The sequence below is a fragment of the Shewanella oncorhynchi genome (assembly GCF_030848765.1).
In the GTDB taxonomy this organism is placed as follows: domain Bacteria; phylum Pseudomonadota; class Gammaproteobacteria; order Enterobacterales; family Shewanellaceae; genus Shewanella; species Shewanella oncorhynchi.
In genome coordinates, this window is the sequence record NZ_CP132914.1 from 2,858,823 (window position 1) to 2,878,327 (window position 19,505).

At 46.0% G+C, this 19,505-nt stretch carries 20 protein-coding genes; 7 read left to right on the top strand and 13 right to left on the bottom strand.

Annotated features, from left to right (window positions below; all coding sequences use genetic code 11):
- The first annotated feature begins 62 nt into the window (after nt 1–62).
- From hypD to hypA, 3 genes are read left to right on the top strand one after another with little or no spacing between them, the layout of a single operon-like run.
- Nucleotides 63–1,202 (top strand): hydrogenase formation protein HypD, encoded by a 1,140-nt coding sequence (gene hypD, locus RA178_RS12845; RefSeq protein WP_306682125.1) that lies wholly within the window; start codon nt 63–65, stop codon nt 1,200–1,202.
- Nucleotides 1,195–2,211 (top strand): hydrogenase expression/formation protein HypE, encoded by a 1,017-nt coding sequence (hypE, locus tag RA178_RS12850; protein WP_306682127.1) that lies wholly within the window; start codon nt 1,195–1,197, stop codon nt 2,209–2,211. The genes hypD and hypE overlap by 8 nt, the downstream gene beginning before the upstream one ends.
- Nucleotides 2,211–2,564, top strand: a complete 354-nt coding sequence (gene hypA, locus RA178_RS12855; protein ID WP_028760186.1) for a hydrogenase maturation nickel metallochaperone HypA — start codon at nt 2,211–2,213, stop codon at nt 2,562–2,564. The genes hypE and hypA overlap by 1 nt, the downstream gene beginning before the upstream one ends.
- A 156-nt stretch (nt 2,565–2,720) precedes the next feature.
- Here the strand turns inward: hypA and lpxM are convergent, their stop codons facing one another.
- The 4 genes from lpxM to pheS all read right to left on the bottom strand — a co-directional run bounded on the left by lpxM (nt 2,721) and on the right by pheS (nt 7,450).
- Entirely contained in the window at nt 2,721–3,659 is a 939-nt protein-coding gene (gene lpxM, locus RA178_RS12860; RefSeq protein WP_306682129.1) for a lauroyl-Kdo(2)-lipid IV(A) myristoyltransferase, read from the bottom strand.
- A gap of 104 nt (nt 3,660–3,763) precedes the next feature.
- A complete protein-coding gene (gene ihfA / locus RA178_RS12865; protein WP_006081370.1) occupies nt 3,764–4,060 on the bottom strand; it encodes an integration host factor subunit alpha in 297 nt (98 codons plus the stop codon).
- A gap of 3 nt (nt 4,061–4,063) precedes the next feature.
- Nucleotides 4,064–6,451, bottom strand: coding sequence for a phenylalanine--tRNA ligase subunit beta (gene pheT, locus RA178_RS12870; protein WP_306682137.1), 2,388 nt, complete (start codon nt 6,449–6,451; stop codon nt 4,064–4,066).
- Nucleotides 6,452–6,466: 15 nt separating this feature from the next.
- The gene (gene pheS, locus RA178_RS12875; protein ID WP_006081368.1) at nt 6,467–7,450 is read right to left on the bottom strand and encodes a phenylalanine--tRNA ligase subunit alpha; all 984 of its coding nucleotides are present in this window, start codon (nt 7,448–7,450) and stop codon (nt 6,467–6,469) included.
- Between the two features lie 469 nt (nt 7,451–7,919).
- Between pheS and RA178_RS12880 the strand changes: the two genes are divergently transcribed.
- Entirely contained in the window at nt 7,920–9,440 is a 1,521-nt protein-coding gene (locus tag RA178_RS12880; RefSeq protein WP_219252690.1) for a methyl-accepting chemotaxis protein, read from the top strand.
- A gap of 174 nt (nt 9,441–9,614) precedes the next feature.
- On the opposite strand, the gene RA178_RS12885 is transcribed toward RA178_RS12880, so the two are convergent.
- Together RA178_RS12885 and RA178_RS12890 are read right to left on the bottom strand one after the other, a co-directional pair.
- On the bottom strand, nt 9,615–10,055 hold the full coding sequence (locus tag RA178_RS12885; RefSeq protein WP_131525467.1) for a YcgN family cysteine cluster protein: 441 nt from the start codon (nt 10,053–10,055) through the stop codon (nt 9,615–9,617).
- Nucleotides 10,056–10,198: 143 nt separating this feature from the next.
- Nucleotides 10,199–10,477, bottom strand: coding sequence for a YcgL domain-containing protein (locus RA178_RS12890; protein ID WP_028760191.1), 279 nt, complete (start codon nt 10,475–10,477; stop codon nt 10,199–10,201).
- Nucleotides 10,478–10,599: 122 nt separating this feature from the next.
- On the opposite strand from RA178_RS12890, the gene minC reads away from it, so the two are divergent.
- The 3 genes from minC to minE are packed head-to-tail and all read left to right on the top strand — an operon-like array spanning nt 10,600 to nt 12,362.
- Nucleotides 10,600–11,265: a septum site-determining protein MinC gene (gene minC / locus RA178_RS12895; RefSeq protein WP_006086392.1), complete on the top strand. Its 666-nt coding sequence runs from the start codon at nt 10,600–10,602 to the stop codon at nt 11,263–11,265.
- Between the two features lie 27 nt (nt 11,266–11,292).
- Entirely contained in the window at nt 11,293–12,102 is an 810-nt protein-coding gene (gene minD, locus RA178_RS12900) for a septum site-determining protein MinD (protein WP_006086391.1), read from the top strand.
- A gap of 2 nt (nt 12,103–12,104) precedes the next feature.
- Entirely contained in the window at nt 12,105–12,362 is a 258-nt protein-coding gene (minE, locus tag RA178_RS12905; protein WP_028760193.1) for a cell division topological specificity factor MinE, read from the top strand.
- Nucleotides 12,363–12,454: 92 nt separating this feature from the next.
- Here the strand turns inward: minE and rnd are convergent, their stop codons facing one another.
- From rnd to tsaB, 7 genes are all read right to left on the bottom strand, one after another.
- On the bottom strand, nt 12,455–13,564 hold the full coding sequence (rnd, locus tag RA178_RS12910; RefSeq protein ID WP_306682143.1) for a ribonuclease D: 1,110 nt from the start codon (nt 13,562–13,564) through the stop codon (nt 12,455–12,457).
- Nucleotides 13,565–13,634: 70 nt separating this feature from the next.
- On the bottom strand, nt 13,635–15,308 hold the full coding sequence (fadD, locus tag RA178_RS12915) for a long-chain-fatty-acid--CoA ligase FadD (RefSeq protein ID WP_105252274.1): 1,674 nt from the start codon (nt 15,306–15,308) through the stop codon (nt 13,635–13,637).
- 204 nt (nt 15,309–15,512) lie between these two features.
- On the bottom strand, nt 15,513–16,376 hold the full coding sequence (locus tag RA178_RS12920) for an alpha/beta fold hydrolase (RefSeq protein WP_168824028.1): 864 nt from the start codon (nt 16,374–16,376) through the stop codon (nt 15,513–15,515).
- A gap of 21 nt (nt 16,377–16,397) precedes the next feature.
- Nucleotides 16,398–17,210, bottom strand: a complete 813-nt coding sequence (locus RA178_RS12925; protein ID WP_028760197.1) for a class I SAM-dependent methyltransferase — start codon at nt 17,208–17,210, stop codon at nt 16,398–16,400.
- A 210-nt stretch (nt 17,211–17,420) separates the two neighbouring features.
- Nucleotides 17,421–18,149: a M50 family metallopeptidase gene (locus RA178_RS12930; RefSeq protein ID WP_173245273.1), complete on the bottom strand. Its 729-nt coding sequence runs from the start codon at nt 18,147–18,149 to the stop codon at nt 17,421–17,423.
- Nucleotides 18,142–18,456, bottom strand: coding sequence for a hypothetical protein (locus RA178_RS12935; protein ID WP_006081355.1), 315 nt, complete (start codon nt 18,454–18,456; stop codon nt 18,142–18,144). The genes RA178_RS12930 and RA178_RS12935 overlap by 8 nt, the downstream gene beginning before the upstream one ends.
- 106 nt (nt 18,457–18,562) lie before the next feature.
- On the bottom strand, nt 18,563–19,276 hold the full coding sequence (gene tsaB, locus RA178_RS12940; RefSeq protein WP_173496587.1) for a tRNA (adenosine(37)-N6)-threonylcarbamoyltransferase complex dimerization subunit type 1 TsaB: 714 nt from the start codon (nt 19,274–19,276) through the stop codon (nt 18,563–18,565).
- Nucleotides 19,277–19,505: the final 229 nt, after the last annotated feature.

The following is a 19,505-nucleotide window of genomic DNA, read 5'->3' on the forward strand; positions in this document are numbered from 1 at the left end:
CCATCAGCAGTGCAGGATTAAGTCGCAAGGCGCACCCCTATCGAGTGCACCGAGGAAAAAGCATGCTTGAACTAAAACACCTCTATCAAGGCTTTCGCGATCCCCAAACGATTGCCAATTTAGCACGGGATATTCGGTTAACCGCTAAATTGGTTAAGCAACAAATCAATATCATGGAAGTCTGTGGCGGCCATACTCATACGATTATGAAATACGGCTTGCTAGATTTACTGCCAGATAATATTGAATTTATCCATGGTCCTGGCTGCCCAGTGTGCATTATGCCTAAAGAGCGCATCGACCAAGCCGCGGCGCTTGCCTCCCAAGAAAATGTTATTCTTGTGACCCTGGGCGATATGATCCGCGTGCCCGGTTCTCAAGGCTCTTTAGCCAGTTTTAGGGCCAAGGGCTGCGATATTCGCCCAATTTACGATCCCTTAGATACGCTCAAAATTGCCCGCGACAATCCCGATAAAACCGTAGTGTTCTTCGCCATTGGCTTTGAAACCTCAACCCCAATGACAGCAATTTTGTTACAACTGGCCGAACAAGAAAAACTCGAAAATCTACTGTTTCATATCAATCATGTATTAGTGCCACCCGCAATTGATGCCGTGATGCACGACCCAAAAGCGAGGGTCAACGCCTTTATCGGCCCAGCCCATGTGAGCGTGATCAGTGGCGCAAAAATCTATTGCAGCACAGTCGAAAACTATGGCACGCCCGTAGTGGTGGCGGGATTTGAGCCCGTCGATGTGATGGAGTCCATTTTGCGGATTGTGCGCCAAAAAGCCGCGGGCAAAGCTGAGCTCGATATCCAATACAGCCGCGCGGTATCACAGGACGGCAACCTCACGGCGCAGGCCAAAGTAAATCAATTCTTCAATGTCAGACCGCAATTTCGCTGGCGTGGCCTAGGCCCAATCCCCAATTCAGCGCTGCAGCTTAAACCCGAATATGCCCACAGGGACGCCGAACTGCGCTTTAAAGACCGCCTACCCGTGAAGGAAATTGACGATCATAAAGCCTGCCAGTGCGGCGATATACTTCGTGGGCTTGCTAAACCAAAGGACTGTAAAGTTTTTGGCCGCGGCTGCAATCCCGAAACGCCCTTAGGCAGTTGCATGGTCAGCTCCGAAGGTGCCTGCAATGCCTATTACCGCTATCAAGGTATCGATATCAAGGAGCCACATCATGGCTGATACGCTTAAAGATAAATCCATTCAACTCAGCCACGGCGGTGGCGGCAAAGAAATGAATAAACTGATCCGCGATCTGTTTTTTGCCGAGTTTGATAACCCTATCCTTCGTAGTGAAGAAGACGCCGCAAAACTCGATTTGCATGGTGCCAACGCTTTTACTACTGACTCTTTCACCGTCTCACCTTTATTTTTTGCCGGTGGTGATATCGGCAAGCTTGCCATCGCCGGCACAGTCAACGATCTCGCTATGATGGGCGCAGAACCTCAGTATTTGAGTTGTAGCGTGATCATCGAAGAAGGCTTTTCTATCAATGATTTAACGACGATTGTCCGCAGTATGGCGAAAGAATTAAAACACAGTGGTGCACGGATTGTCTGCGGCGACACTAAAGTCGTACCCAAGGGCTGCGCCGATGGTTTATTTATTAATACCTCAGGCATTGGTCGCATCTTGCGTCCGAATATCTCAGCGGCAAACATTGCAGTGGGCGATGCCATTATTGTTTCCCGTGATATTGGTTGCCACGGCGCAGCGATTTTAATGGCGCGTGAAGGACTCACGCTCGAATCAGCATTACAAAGTGACTGCGCCACGCTCTGGCCGATAGTCGAGCAATTGATTGCCGCCAATATTCCCATTCATGCGATGCGAGATGCGACTCGCGGCGGCTTATCGGCAGTACTGAACGAATGGGCTATTGCCTCCAATGTTGGTATCACAGTGAATGAGGCCAGTATTCCCGTCAGCGATGAAGTCAAAGGTCTGTGCGAACTCTATGGTTTCGAAGCCATGGATCTTGCCAACGAAGGCACTTTCATCCTCGCCGTCCCCAACGACATCGCTTTAGGTGCGCTCGAAATCATGCAACGCTTTGGCCACTGTGAGCATGCAGCGATAATCGGCACTGTGAGTGATGAACTCGTAGGGAAAGTCGTACTAAGAACGCCTTGGAATACTAAGCGTTATCTCGATCTTCCCCAAGGTGAACTGCTGCCAAGGATTTGCTGATGCACGAATATTCGATTGTGAGTGCCCTGATTGAGCAATGCGAACAGCACGCGCTGGCCAATCATGCCGATAAAATCACCCGAGTGGATATCAAACTGGGAGTCATGAGCGGGGTTGAACCTAGCCTGCTACAAACAGCCTTCGATACGTTTAAGCTCGATGGGATTTGCAAAGAAGCCCTACTCAATATGCAAATTCAGCCGCTAGTGATACTTTGCCAAGACTGCCAGACTGAATCCGTACTGAGTGAGCGCACGGTCGTCTGCCCTGCATGTCAAAGCTTTCGTACTCGCGTACTCGATGGCGAAGATATGTTACTGATGCAACTTGAGATGGAACAGAACGAGGATTAATCATCCACGATACGCATGGTTAACGACAGCGCTATTGATAAAACGCTCTATAAATAAAGAGTGCTATCAATAAATAACGCCCTTCAACACAAAAATGGCTTCGAGCAATCAGAGCTCAAAGCCATTTTAAACCACACTATTTCAGTCACGCTACAATCAGCCGTAAATAGAAGCTTCACCCTCTGGGCGCGTCTTGAGCAACCGCAGGAACCACATATACTGCTCTGGATAAGCTAAGATAACTTGCTCGACCACTTTGTTCAGTGCCAACGCTTCGTTTTCTTTGCCCACCATATCTTCAGGCGCAACGGCCGCCATCACGGTGAGATCAAATTGGAGTGACGTTTGGTTGTAGCCAATCTTTACTGGTAACACTTGGGCATTCCCTGCCTGCGCTAAACGCCCAGCAACAGGTAGCGTTGCCTTCACTGTGCCTAAAAAAGGCGCAAACACGCTTTGTTCAGGACCTAAGTCTTCATCGGGAAGATAAAAGAAACTGTTACCGCGCTTAAGCTCAGCCAATAACGCCCGAATGCCCGCCTCGCGCATATACACATGGCCACCACAACTGCTGCGTACACGATTACTAAACCAATTGAATAACCCGTTTTTATGGGCTTTGGCCATAGTCACCATAGGCAACTCAAGGTTAAGGCGTAAACCAGCATAATCGATTGGCCACACATGGGGCATGATAAAAATGATCGGTTGCCCGGCCGCTTGTGCTTTAGTCACATGCTCAAAGCCGATTAAATTCACTCGACGACGTAAATGCGCTTTTGAGCGCACCAGCAATTCGCCCTGTGCTAACAACACCAAAACGAAGTTTTGCACGTTCTCACGGATTAACACTTCAATCTCGGCGGTGGATTGATTAGGAAAGCACGCCCTTAAGTTTGCTCTCGCAACGCTAATGGGCTTTTTGGCAATTGGCATCACTATTTTTGCCAATAATCTTGCAATAGGATCACGCAGCCATGCGGGCATGAGTCCGAAAATCACTAATAGACCAATCACTAACCAAGTGGCCCAGTATCTAGGGTGTAATAAGGCGAGTTTAAAACGACGGTCAAAATGTTTGGGCTGTCTTGACAAAGAATTCACCTCAGACAGTGGATAAAAACAATGGAGATATTGCACGAAAAAATAAACAGGAAAGCCACTCTCTAAGGAGTGGCTTTCCCATCAAACAAACGAAATTACTTACCCGTGTTTGCTGCTTCTACACGAGTTTTCAGCTTTTGGCCGGGACGGAAAGTCACGACACGACGAGCAGAAATTGGGATATCTTCGCCTGTTTTTGGGTTCCTTCCCGGTCTTTGATTCTTGTCCCTAAGGTCAAAGTTGCCAAAGCCAGATAACTTGACCTGCTCACCACTTTCAAGTGCGCCCCGAATCTCTTCAAAGAACGACTCAACCATCTCTTTGGCGACACGTTTGTTCATTCCGAGTGTTTCAAAAAGATGTTCTGCCATTTCGGCTTTGGTAAGTGCCATACTTTAATCCCTCAACGATGCGTTGAACTCGGACTTAAGGGCAGAAACGACTGAACCAACGGTCTCAGCAATCTCTTTTTCCTCAAGCGTACGAGTAGTGTCTTGTAATGTAAGTGCTATCGCCAGGCTCTTCTTGCCAGGTTCAACACCTTTACCTAAGTATACATCGAACAAGTTTATGCCAACCAACTGATTTTCGCCAACTTTTCTTATCAATTTCATTACATCACCTGCAGATACACTCTCATCTACTACGACTGCGATGTCACGACGATTAGCTGGAAACTTAGATACAGCTTGGGCTAGCGGCAAACTGGTATGCAATAAAGCATCCAATTCCAACTCAAAAACGATGGTTTTACCATTGAGTCCAAAAGGCTTCTCCAAACTAGGATGGATTGCACCTATATGACCGATCACTCGATCATTTCTCAATATTTCAGCACATTGCCCCGGATGGAGAGCAGAATGCGTCGCTCCTCTAAAGCTAAATTCTGATGCGGAAACTGTCAAGCCGATAATTGCTTCTAAATCACCTTTAAGGTCGAAAAAATCAACAGTTTTCGATTCCATAGCCCAATGTTCATCATTTTGGAGCCCAGTAATGACACAAGCGAGCATTGCTTGCTGTCTTACACCGGATTCTGCAGTGATATCAGGAACAAAGCGCAGACCAGTTTCAAAAAGTCTCACGCGACTCTGTTGACGACTTTGGTTGTAGCCAACGGCGGCCAATAAACCGGTGAACATTGACAGGCGCATGGCCGACATTTCACTGGAAATTGGGTTTGGTAACACCATAGCGTCTAAACCAGGATGAACCAGATTTTGCAATTTTGGATCGACAAAGCTGTAGGTTACCGCTTCTTGGAAACCACGAGCGACCAATAAGGCACGCACGCGTTTTAGGCTTAAGTCAGATTCTTTATGATCTGACATACGCAGCGCAGCAACAGGCGCCGTATTCGGGATATTGTTATAACCGTAAATACGGGCAACTTCTTCGATCAAATCTTCTTCAATCGCCATATCAAAACGATAAGTCGCGGTAGTGACCTGCCAACTATCTTGGCCAACAACCACACTAAAACCTAAACGTTGTAGGATTTCAACGACATCGCTATCAGGTACATGATGACCTAAAATTCGATCTAACTTGCTGCGACGTAAAACGATTTGTGCAGGTTTGGGTAAATCAGCCTCTGATTTAGCCTCAACTACAGGGCCAGCTTCACCGCCACAGATATCCAGTACTAAACGCGTAGCACGGTCGATAACCTTGTGTTGCATCTCAGGGTCAACACCACGCTCAAAGCGGTGTGATGAATCTGTGTGCAAACCTAAACGACGTGACTTACCCATAATGGCGAGCGGCGCGAAGAAGGCACATTCAAGCAGTATGTCTTGGGTCGTGTCGCTCACGCCTGAATATTCGCCGCCAAACACACCAGCAAGGGCTAATGGACGCACATCATCGGCGATCACTAAGGTATCGCTTGGGATGGTCACTTCGCTGCCATCAAGCAGGGTGATTTTCTCTTCGCTAGTGCCTAAACGCACTTGGATATCGCCTGTTAATTTGGCAAGATCGAAAGCGTGCATAGGTTGACCGAATTCAATCAACACAAAGTTAGTGATGTCTACGATAGGATCGATAGAGCGAATACCGCTACGGCGCAGTTTTTCCTGCATCCATAATGGCGTAGGCGCTTTCACATTAACGTTTTTAACCACACGGCCTAAGTAACGTGGACACGCTGCAGGCGCGTTAACGTTAATCGTGACCTGTGCATCTGTCGTTGGCGTAACGGCTTGCCACTGTGGCTCAACCACTGTTTGGCGGTTTAACACGCCCACTTCACGGGCAAGACCTGCCATACCTAAGCAATCGGCACGGTTAGCCGTTAAATCCACATCGATAACGGCATCATTAAGTTGCAGATAGTCGCGGATGTCAGTGCCTAATGGCGCGTCCAATGGCAATTCGATAATGCCATCGCTTTCGACGTTAATGCCAAGCTCGCTGTACGAGCACAACATGCCTTCTGATGGCATGCCACGCAGCTTGGCTTTCTTGATTTTGAAATCGCCAGGTAATACGGCGCCAACCATAGCCACGGCCACTTTAAGACCCTGACGGCAGTTTGGTGCACCGCAGACGATATCGATAAGTTCACTACCACCAACGTTGATTTTGGTCACGCGCAGTTTATCGGCATCGGGATGCTGACCACACTCAACCACTTCACCAATCACTACACCGCTAAAATCGGCAGCTACGGCTTCAACGTCATCGACTTCGAGACCGGCCATAGTGATCTGGTGGGATAATGCTTCACGGCTGACTGAAGGGTTTACCCATTCACGAAGCCAAGATTCGCTAAATTTCATGCTATTACAGCTCCGTTATTTAAATTGCTTCAGGAAACGTAGGTCGTTTTCGAAAAACGCACGTAAATCGTTTACGCCGTAACGCAACATAGTTAAGCGCTCGACACCCATACCAAAAGCAAAACCAGAGTATTTTTCTGGATCTATGCCAACGCTGCGCAGCACATTCGGATGTACCATACCGCAGCCAAGCACTTCTAGCCATTTACCATTTTTGCCCATCACGTCCACTTCCGCTGAAGGTTCAGTGAATGGGAAGTAAGATGGACGGAAACGCACTTGCAGATCTTCTTCGAAGAAATTACGCAGGAAGTCATGCAAAATGCCTTTCAATTCAGCAAAGTTAACATGCTCATCAACCAACAACCCTTCCACTTGGTGGAACATAGGCGTGTGAGTTTGGTCGTAATCGTTACGATAAACACGACCAGGAGAAATAATGCGTAATGGTGGCTTTTCAGTTTCCATAGTACGGATTTGCACGCCCGAAGTTTGGGTACGCAGCATCAGTTTAGGATTGAAATAAAAGGTATCATGATCAGCACGCGCAGGATGGTGCTCAGAGATATTCAGTGCGTCGAAATTGTGGAAATCATCTTCAATTTCAGGCCCCTGCTTTACCGAGAACCCTAATTCCCCGAAAAAGGTTTCGATGCGCTCAATGGTTCGAGTCACAGGATGTAAGCCACCGATCTCTTGGGTGCGGCCTGGCAAAGTCACATCAATCTTTTCGGCGATTAATTTGGCTTCCAATTCCGAACTTTTCAGACCATCGATACGCTCAGTTAATTTTTGTTGAATCGCCTGTTTAGCATCATTGACCGCTTGGCCAAAGGCTGGCTTTTCTTCAGGGCTTAAGCTACCCATCATTTTCATCATGTCGGTGATCTTACCTTTCTTACCAAGGTAATCGACACGGATATCATCCAGTGCTTTTAGATCACTGGCCTGGTCAATAATGACTAAGGCTTGTTCTACGATCTCAGTTAACTGCTGCATTTTCTCTTCCACTGCATAGTCGCGCTTGATAAACAAGTGCTATGGGCGCCAAACTTTCAGGCTATTTGGGTGCTCAGGTTATCGGGCGTTAATGCCAGACGCTTTGCTAGCTATAACGAAATAAAAGGATAGAAATTTTACGCGAGCGAGCGGCATATTACTAGGGCTTATTGGGGGTTTTTATCATGCAAATTCATGTGTTACCCCAGTTTGGAGCCTGAGTTTTACTCAAGGGGAAACCCAAACCTCGATTCTGACGTAAACAACTTCCGCTTTCAGCCACTAGCAGCATTTGTAACTAAACTGTAAACTCACACCTGTACCTTGCCAAAATTGCAGCAAACAACACAATAATGACTGCAATTAGACTACATTAACCATATAAATCGTTACAAAACAGAAAACTATAAAGTCTATGGCAAACTGACCGATATAAATTCGGTTTATGGCCCATTTTATCGAGGCACTCATGAAAGAAGTAAAATTTCGCTGGATAGATCAATATCTTATCCATATGACCTTAAAAACTAAATTCGCTATTCTCTCTATCGTTCCTATGTTGATGATTGTTGGACTGGCGCTTTTCCTAGATAACCAATCCCAGCAAACCTTAATTCAAGGACAGCTCAACAGTCTGCAAAATGCTTCACAACAAATCAACCAAGTCACTGGCAGCTTATATAACAAACTACCAGAGCCAGAACGCCAAACTATCCTTAATCAACTTAGTCGCGAAATTGAAGGTAATGTCAGCATTGTTTCGGTAAATGAAGCCGACAGTAAAGCGCAATCCATCGCTCGCAGTGGCGGTGGTATCGATGACAGCGGTAAGCAACCTAGAGCTGTGAGTCGGGTTAACGATCAAAATCTGATCACGATTATTCCCCTAGACAGCAAAGAAATTGATGCCTTGCTCGCCAACGATAACCTGCTGGTTTATGGCCTAATGGCGGCACTCTTGTTTGTGCTATTTTTGTTCAGCTATTACATTTCAACCTTCGTAGGCGGCGCACTTTATACGACAGTGATGGCATTAAAACGGGCCGCATCGGGTGATTTAACGGGGCGTTTAAACTTCTTCGAAGTAAAAGACGAGTTCAGTATCTTAGCCATCAGCATAGATACCTTGGTAGAACGTCAACATACCTTAGTCAAGCAAATCGCAGAATCGACCGCTAAAATACGCGAAGTTGTATCATCGTTTCGTAGCACAGCGCAGCAAGGTCAATCCTTGGCGGTAAACCAGAGACAACATCTGGACTCCTTAGCGACGGCAATGGAAGAAATGACTGCCGCAGTGAAAGAAGTTGCCCGCAATGCCGAACAATCCTCAGCCGAAACCCAAGAAGCCAATCAACAGGTTAGCGCGGGCGGGAAAGATATTGAAACCACAGTCAAAGCTATTGACGTGTTATCGGATGAGATCTCCGCGGCCTCAAATGCGGTGGGTGTACTCAATGACAACGCCAGTAAAATTGATGAAGTGGTGTCAACCATTAATGCGATTTCCCAGCAAACCAACCTACTGGCCCTCAACGCGGCGATTGAAGCGGCACGCGCCGGTGAACAAGGTCGTGGCTTTGCCGTGGTGGCCGATGAGGTACGTACTTTAGCGGGGAGAACTCAGGCCGCAACGGTTGAAATCAAAACCATGATCGAATCACTGCAATCGGGTACTCGCAATCTGACACAAGTGATGTCGCGTACTGTGAATCAAGCCAATGAAGGTAAACAACACGTACTGCAAACGGGCAAAGACTTAGAGTTTATCGCCCACCACAGCAACAAAGTGTTTGAGATGAGTGTGCTAATTGCGACCTCGGCCGAAGAGCAATCGGCAGTGGCCAACGAGATTGCGACTAACTTAATGGAAATTCGCAACCAATCACACGATGTGGAGCAATCGGCCAACCAGTCGGTTTCAGGTTGTGATGAGCTGCAAGCGACTGCGGGGCAACTGGATCAGTTGATGGTGGGATTAAAAATCTAGCTGCGCATTATTTGATGGAATTTAAATTCACTTAACACCCAAAATGCACAAGGGAGCGATAATCGCTCCCTTGTTGTTTTCATTCTGACGGTCACTTTCCAATCAACAAGTGTCGTTTCAATTAATAAGTTAATTTTCAATCGATAACGCTACGGCAAAATGAATTCACGTCTGTTAATCCACGTCTTTAAGTGGCCATAGCACGATATGATCTTCAATATCCTTCACGCGTCTTTCATCCACCACCTTGCCTTGGATCGACATACCCGCTAAATGCATCGCTTCTTTGGAGCCTGTGAGCAGCGGATGCCAACTCGGTAGCTCACGCCCTGCCGCTAGGCGGCGATAGGCACAACTGTCGGGCAACCAAGTTAACTCATGGATATTATCAATCGTGATCACTGTACATTGGGGGACATGGGTGAAACGGTCACTGTAATGCTGACAGCCTGCCGTTTGATGATCGAGCAAAAGGCAAGCTGCATTGGTGTAATACAAGTCTTCGGTTTCATCATCTATCAACTTGTTTAAACAACATTTACCACAACCGTCACACAGGGATTCCCACTCGGTTGTGCTCATCTGCGCTAATGTTTTACTCTGCCAAAATGCCATGATTAACTATATCTTCTTAATAAAAAACCCGCTCAATGCGGGCTATTTTACACTAATTTGTCGTCAGATACGCAATGCCACTGAGATTAACGAGTGTGGTTTGACGCGCCAGAGCTCATTAGCAGCGTCTTGATGCTACCAAGTTAATCTTTGATCCCAAGACTTAGCTTATGCTCAGCCAATAAATTCACCTGAGGTGGCGGAATTTGTAAATAAAAGCCATTTTCTGCCATGGCTGCTCTGACTTTATGTATATCTGCCATTCCTAACGCGTCGCGTTTAGCGATAGGAAACACCATCACCAACTTTGGCACGCCAAACATTTCCATCAAAGGCACTGGAACATCGTCAAAACAATCTCTTTTCTTCACAAATAAATAAGTATCAGCCTTTCGGCTACTTTTATAAACGGCACATAGCATAAGAATCAAATATCCAATAGTTCAAACTTGCCAGTCAATGGGGCACACTATAACATGGTCGCCTAGTAATTTAATTGTAAAATCAGCGAACCGACTGATGATTTCTGGAGAATAGTGCCGGGATGTCAAAACCTAGCTTAGAGTTAAAAGGCGCTTCTTTTACTCTTTCAGTGCTTCATATTAATAGCAGCGATTTACAAGCTGTCATGACTGAATTAGACCATAAATTGGCACAGGCTCCTCAGTTTTTTCTGGGTGCTCCTTTAGTCGTCAATCTGAGTGCCATTCAGCACGACAGCTTGAATTTAAGTGCGTTAAAGGATCTGCTGATCTCACGTCAATTAGTGATTGTTGGCATAACGGGCGCGACAACCGTACTCAGTAAACAAGCAAAAGACTTAGGCCTTGCCATAGTCAAAGCGGGAAAACAGAGCAGTACCCCGCCGCCGGCCCCGCGCCAAACTAAAATAGTGAAGCAAAATATTCGTTCAGGCCAACAAGTCTATGCAAAAAATGGTGATTTAATCATATTTGGTGCGGTAGGCAATGGCGCAGAAGTCATCGCAGATGGTAGCATTCATATCTATGGCGCATTACGAGGGAAAGCCATGGCAGGCGCCGCGGGCGATACCAGCGCCGTTATCATTGCCCACTCTCTGGAGGCCGAACTCGTTTCAATAGCAGGGCAATATTGGCTCGCTGAAAATCTACAACAACATAGCTCAGATAAAAGCGGCTGCATTCGCCTAAACGGTGAGTCGCTTATGGTTGAATCATTGCCCCTCTAAATGGCAGAACAAAGGATAGAGAGAAACATGGCACAAATTATTGTTGTCACTTCAGGTAAAGGCGGCGTAGGTAAAACCACATCGAGTGCTGCAATTGCGACCGGTCTTGCCATGCAAGGACACAAGACAGTCGTTATTGATTTCGATATAGGTTTACGAAACTTAGACTTGATCATGGGTTGCGAGCGTCGTGTTGTTTATGACTTCGTTAATGTGATCAATGGTGAAGCCAATTTAAATCAAGCGCTGATCAAAGATAAACGCTGCGATAAGTTATTCGTTTTACCCGCTTCACAGACCCGTGATAAAGATGCACTGACCAAAGAAGGCGTCGGCCGTGTTCTAGACGATTTGGCCAAAGACTTTGAGTTTATTCTGTGTGACTCTCCCGCAGGGATTGAGCAAGGCGCTATGATGGCATTGTATTTTGCCGATATCGCCATTGTGACCACTAACCCAGAAGTCAGCTCAGTGCGCGACTCAGACCGTATTTTAGGTATGTTGCAAAGCAAATCACGCCGCGCAGAACTGAATCTAGAGCCGATAAAAGAATATTTACTCTTGACTCGCTATTCACCGAGCCGTGTAAAATCGGGCGAAATGTTAAGTGTCGACGATGTTCAAGAAATTCTGGCCATTGAGTTACTCGGCGTTATTCCTGAGTCACAATCTGTACTGAAAGCCTCTAACTCAGGCGTACCTGTGATTATCGACCAAGAAAGTGATGCGGGTTTAGCCTACAGTGATACAGTCGCACGCTTACTGGGTGAAGATGTACCAGTACGCTTTATTACGGAAGAAAAGAAAGGTTTCTTACAACGGATATTTGGTAGCTAATTATGTCTTTACTCGACTATTTCAAAAGCAAGAAAAAGCCTAGCACTGCGGTAATGGCAAAAGAGCGCCTACAGATCATCGTGGCTCATCAACGTGGACAAAGGGACACTCCCGATTATTTCCCACAGATGAAACAAGAGATCATTGCCGTTATTCGCAAATATGTGCCGATTTCTGATGATCAAGTTTCTGTGCAGTTAGATCAAAACGACGCCAACCTGTCGGTACTCGAGCTTAACGTCACTTTGCCTGACAGATAAGTCGATGACACAAAAAATGTCATCTTCAATTGAAGATGACATTTTGATGTGGATGTTTTTCAGCGATAGCTTCAAGTACGAAATATTAAGCACTAGACCTCAAGCTTTGCTAAAGCCTCAGTTGCCAATTCCCCTCGCCAACCGCATAACACTGCCGGTAAATCCCCTTGTTGCTTATCCCAACGCCATTGCAAAAACTCATGGATATGACGTTTAGAACCGAGCATTTCCTGCGGCACATCATGCTTTTCGCATAATTCGACCAAACAGCTTTTAATCGCTTTAAAGGCCGATTTGTAGCCTGATTTTAACGCCAATACATCCACTAACTCGGGTAAATTAACCAAATCCGCAGTTTGTAGCACACGTAATAAATCTTTGCCGTGAATGCGTTTTTCCTGTTCGGTCAAGTCATTGAGCTTAAACAAATCAGCCGAAGTTTTAGGTTGCTTCTTCGCTAATGCAATAAGACCATGATCTTTGATCACAAAACCTAAGGCTAAATCACGGACTAAGGCTTTTTCAAGGCGCCATTTGGCGAGCACTTTAAGGTAAGCCAATTGAATTTCAGTGAGTTGAAAAGCATTTTTCACTTTCAAATAGGCTGTATCGAGATCAGGATCGGCAAGCCTGCCCAGAGTCATCCTTTCCCCTTCCTCGTATAACCAAGCTAAACGCCCTTGGGCGCTGAGTTTCGCTTCCAGTTGAGGATAGAGCTGATACAAATACAGGACGTCATTGGCGGCGTAGCTTAACTGGGCTTCCGTTAAAGGACGACGGATCCAATCTGTACGCGACTCACCTTTATCGATCACTTCACCAAGACAAGTTTCAACTAACTTGGCATAACCCACCCCATGACCCATACCACACAAAGAGGCGGCAATTTGGCTATCAAACAAAGGCGTAGGCTGACATTTACCGTAGTGCGCAAAAACTTCTAAGTCTTCACTGCAGGAATGCACTAGCTTAACGATATTCGGGTCCGATAACAGCGCCCAAAACTGGGCTAAATCAGGTAAAGCCACCGGATCAATCAAAGCTAAGGTTTTACCATCATAGGCTTGGATCAAACCTAACTTGGCATAATAAGTACGAGTACGAACAAACTCGGTATCTAACACGAGTATCTTACTCTGTTTATATTGGGCAACGAGGGCATTAAGGCTTACTTCATCACTCACATATTGAAACGCTGACAAATTCTTCTCCAGATCCTGTGGGTCAATCACAGTCCATAAAAACAAAAGCCGGCAAATGCCGGCTTCAATCTTACGCGCGCTTAGCTTCGTCTCTAAGCTCTCGTCGCAAGATTTTACCCACGTTGGTTTTAGGTAACTCGTCCCTAAATTCTACCAGCTTCGGCACTTTATATCCCGTTAAATGAATACGGCAGTGCTTAATGATGTCTTCAGCGGTTAAAGATTTATCTTTTGCCACCACAAATACCTTCACTAACTCGCCACTGGCGTCGTTTGGCACACCAACGGCAGCCACTTCAATCACTTTGGGATGAAGTGCGACCACTTCTTCGACTTCGTTAGGGAATACATTAAATCCTGAGACTAAGATCATGTCTTTCTTACGGTCGACAATATAGAAGAAACCTTTCTCATCCATGTAACCAATATCACCCGTGGCTAACCAGCCGTCAGTGTCGATTACTTTGGCGGTTTCTTCAGGACGTTGCCAATAGCCTTTCATCACCTGAGGACCTTTACCAAACAGCTCGCCGGTTTCGCCTTGAGCTAATACCTTGCCGTCATCATTACGGATTTGGATCAGTGTCGAAGGTGCAGGAAAACCAATTGAACCGTTATAACCGTCTAAGTTATATGGACAACAGGTTAATAAGGGTGAGGCTTCCGTCAGACCATAACCTTCAAGTAAACGGGTTTTAGTAATGGTTTGCCATTTATCCGCCACGGCTTTCTGTACCGCCATGCCGCCACCGATAGAGAGTTTTAAGCGTGAGAAATCCAACTGGGAAAAATCATCACTGTTCACTAAAGCGTTAAATAAGGTATTCACCCCAGTTAATGCGGTAAAAGGATACTTTTTCAACTCAGCCACAAATCCTGGGATATCGCGAGGATTGGTGATGAGTAAATTCTGACTACCTTTGTGCAAAAACAGCAGGCAATTCACGGTCAAGGCGAAGATGTGATACAGCGGCAAGGCCGTTACGACAAACTCACTGCCATCGTTTAAAGCGGGAGAATATGCACCATCGGCCTGCAACACGTTTGCGACAATATTGCCATGGGTCAACATAGCGCCTTTAGAGACCCCAGTGGTGCCTCCTGTGTATTGTAAAAACGCTAAATCATCGTTAGTGACTTCTGGTTTGATGTATTGCATGCGACGACCCGTTGATAAGGTATCGCGCATTGATAAGGCATGGGGTAAATCGTATTTTGGCACTAACTTCTTGATGTACTTCACCACAAAGTTCACTAAGGTACGTTTTGGTGCACTTAATTGATCACCTAAACTGGTGATAATCACGCTTTCAACAGGAGTTTGCTCGACCACTTCTTCTAAAGTGCGGGCGAAGTTTGACACCACCACAATGGCTTTGGCGCCAGAGTCAATCAACTGATGTTTAAGCTCGCGCGGTGTATAAAGTGGGTTAACGTTAACAACCACCATACCTGCACGCAAAACACCAAACAGTGCAATGGGATACTGCAACAGGTTTGGCATCATCAAGGCGACACGGTCGCCCTTTTCAAGCTTTAATTCATTTTGTAAATACGCAGCGAATGCTCGGCTGCGTTCTTCCAATTTACGATAGGTTAGCGTGGCACCCATGTTGATAAATGCAGGTTGATCTTCATACTTAGCCACCGCTGTCTCGAACATATCGACAAGCGATGAGTATTGTTCCACATTAATTTCAGCAGGCACATCTTCTGGCAAATGATTAATCCAAGGCTGATCCACTACTCTCTCCTAAATCCCCACAACTGCGGAAACAATATCCATACAAGCGTCAAGACTCGATAAATACCGAGTTAAAATACCGGCTTACATTTTATAGTTATTGATTTACTCGTCATAAATCATACGAGCGTTTTAATTTTGATCATCATCACATAAAAAAAACAAAAAACCTAGCGTCTTTTTTATACCCATATAAGCAACCTATTAAACGAATTTGCGGATCAAACGTGCAACGCCTTCGGCATTGTCCATATGCACATGATGATCGCCCTCAATTATGTGCTCAGACAAATGCTTGAACCACGTTCTGGCCTTAGGTATCGCGCTCTGCAACTGGCTAAATCCCTGTTTGCCACAAATTAATAAGGTTTCGACATTGATGTCCTGCATCAAGGCATCAACTTGGGCGAAGGTTAATCGTTGGGGTGAATCTAATCTTAATCGAGGATCACTACGCCAACCTATGCCATCACCTTCGGGCTGCATATTACGATCGAGCAACAAACGACACCAAGGTTCAGCAAGTCCTGTTAAATGTGCCCTCGCCCGCACCGCAGTATCTATACTGTCGTAAATCTTTGCCTGCCCATGCTTCTGAGTTAAATACTTCTCATGCTGATAGAAGCTTTTTTTCAATCGCGCCTTAGCTTGCGTTGGCAACTCAGACAAGGGGCTTAACGCTTCAATCAATACCAGCTTGTTAACCTTTTCGGGAAATGTCGCCGTGTAAGCTGAGGCGATTATACCGCCAAGCGAATGCCCAATCATTGCCGCTGGCTTTTGCGGTAATGCCGTTAACAACGCGTCTAAATCATACAAATAATCAATCCAATGCAGCGGATAGTGTCCCGGCCTATGTGCAGAAAAGCCGTGTCCTGGCCAATCAATGGCGAGCACTTGATAATCGAGTAAATGCGCTGTTAAAGGTTCAAAACTGTTGGCGTTATCTAACCAACCATGTAAGGCAAGCAATAAAGGTTTATCCTTCGCCCCCCATAATCGGCCCGCGACCGTAATATGAGGTAATACAAATTCAATTTGATTTTTGGGGGCGAAAGATTGCCACATAATGCCTCTGATGTCAGGTAATTAAGATGATTTTTTGACAAATTTAAGTGTCATACGGTCACTTTCACCGATCGCTTGGTATTTTTCTTTATCGGTATCACCCAAGGCAAAAGAGGGCGGTAGCGTCCAAACACCTTTGGCGTAATCCTTAGTATCTTTGGGGTTCGCATTGATTTCTGCACTTTCAACTAAGGTAAAACCTGCTTTTTTGGCTAAAGCAACCATAGCCGCTTGATCCATATAGCCAGTGCTGAAGTTCATTCCTTCGTTAGCTCTATGCTCTACCACGCCAAAGATACCGCCGTCCTTCAACACTTTATAAGACGCGGCAAACACGTTTTCCAGCTGATCTGTCGATGCCCAGTTATGTAGATTTCGGAAGGTTAATACCAGATCAGCACTACCGTCAGCACCTAAATCCATCTTATGTGGAGGATCGAAGGTAACAATCTTAGCATTGCCCATGACGTCTTTATTGGCCGTCATCCACGCAGCATACTTAGTACCCGCGTTAGCGCGATAACGATTTCCGGGAGTATCTGTCGCAGGAGCCGTTTCGAAACTGGCTGCGATATATTGGCCCTCTTTAGCAAGATAAGGCCCTAATATTTCACTGTACCAGCCATTACCCGGCCAGAGTTCAATCACAGTCTGTTTTGGGGTAATGCCAAAAAAAGTTAAGGTTTCAGCGGGATGACGATAAACGTCACGACTGGCATTTTTAGCCTGACGAAAATCGCTTTTTAAGACTTTATCTAAGCTTTCATCGGCATAGGTAACACTCGAACATAAACCAGCAAGCAGCAGACTGGCAACTAAGGTGACTTTTTTCATTGTAATTCTCCATGGATACCGAAGGCTTAACCTAGCAGCCAATGGCCAAAAATCCAAGGAATAGAAGTCGGAAAACTAAGCTTTAAGCGACATAAGTGGTTATAGCTCAAAGTGATGAGCAAAATCACCTTTACCTAAATCAACAAAGTTCAAAGCAGAAAAACGATGGGGAAAACACTAGACGACTGAGGCATTAAACAAGCTTGAGAACTAACGACTTGCGGCATTATCTACGCGGCGCCACGCAAAATACAAAGCGCAGGCACTGGTTAATAACCATAATCCCACCCAAATCCACGCGGGGATCCAAGAACGCTCGGCCAACATCACTGCATCACCTTGACCATCAAGCCCGAGCAACACAGTCGGACTCGCAAGTGCATTAAGCATGATCATCAAGCCAATAATACGCAAAAACTGAGTCAACATTTTGTTTTGACTGAGTTTAAGCGGTAACAACAAAATAATAGTCAGCACAGCTAAAATCGCTAACGTGAGAATATCCCTGCCCCAAAGCAAGCCGCTTAGCACCACTAAGGCACCTAGCAAGGCAAAACTCACGCGGATCCCCTTTGGCCAAGTCGCTAATAAATAGATTAAATATCCCCAACAGGCTGCACCAAAATACCCAGCAAAGCCAATAAACATCGGCGAGCCGCCTTGGCTAAAACAAAATCCTGCTCCATTCGGAAACAACTGAATATGGCTGACCACGCCCGAGCTTAAAATCGTTGCAATACCATGGGACAGTTCATGAAAATAGCTTTCAAGCCATTTAAACGGCACGCTTAAATAGGGAATGCGAGTGATGAGTAACGCCACCACCAGCTCGATAATAAACAAGCCACGGCTTGGCACACCGCTGGCGGCTAAACCCGTTAATTTAGAAGAGGAAAATCGCGAGGTAGAACGGGGAGGCTTTTGTTGATGTTCAAGCATACAAGTCCACGCCAACCATTTGCTGAATTTCATCGCGTTTGGCGGCATGTTGAGTTTGTAAATATTGGGCTATCGCCCCCTGATGGCCACGCGTATCTTGCTCATACTCGAGGTGCGCGCCGAGCCTTGACTGTAAATTTCCTGCTGCGCTTTTACTTTTAGGCTGGGTTTCTAAACTAAGGGCTTCGACGGCATCTTGCTCAATCACTGGGCGTGACGATTCAGGCGCAGTCAGCCCCTGAGCGATAGCGGGTCTATTACTCGCTACAGCATTAGTCAAACTCATTTGATTCACATTAACTTGCATCAAGAAGCCTTAAGTTTGCACTATTCATCGTTAAGCCATTCATCGTAAAGAATGCTTAGCATTAATTGCCTGAGATTCTATCGCAGATACTCAGGCAAAGAACAGCTTATTCACGACCGGGTAACTTTTTCCATGTGACTGTATCACGTAAGTACACAGGTTCAAGCTCATCGACCGAGGTTGTCAGTCCAGCTTTTATGCCTGCTTCAGCCAATATCAGCATAGCCTTTGCATCGGGATATTTCACGGCCTCGAGAGCTAAAATCCCCTTGCCGAGTGCCAGCAAATCGGGATAAGCATCAAAACCTGTGCCGCAGCCCACAATTGGCGCTTGAGTATCGAGCTGAAGCAGTACGTCCGCAGGCGCACTGACCACTTCTTTACCGACAAGCGTTGCAATACCGTCAACGGCCACAAACTGGCCCCAATACACTTCGCCCATGCGCGCATCAATGGTGCACAAAACTTGCTCGGCTTGATGCTCGCTAATCGCCATTTGTGCCATTGCCGCTAAGGTTGAAATACCAATCACAGGCAAATCTAACCCCAGTGCCAGACCTTGCGTCATGCTAGTGCAGATGCGGATCCCCGTAAAACTGCCAGGGCCTCGTCCGTAAGCAATCGCAGTCACTTTATCTAAGCGAATGCCCGCTTGCTTGAGCACTGAATCGACCATAGGCAGCAGACGTTGACTGTGTTCACGCGGTGCATCGGCAAGTTCAGCATAAATCTGACCTTGGTATTGCAGCGCAGCTGAGCAGGATTCGGTACAAGTGTCTAAGGCAAGAATACAAGCAGAGTGTTCATGTGTTATTGTCATTTCAAAACCGGATTAGCGGGCAATATTTCGCATCAAATTTACATAATCTGTATTGCGCGAATATGCCATGAGAAAACTGGCGCAAATAATAACATCAAATGCCCGAAAACAAAGGGCTAAGCAAGCAACTCAGCTAAAATAGCGCTCACATGATATTCAGTCGCAAATCTGGACGAGATGGATTTATGTGATCTAAGTCAATGATCAATAAACTCATTAATGAATATAG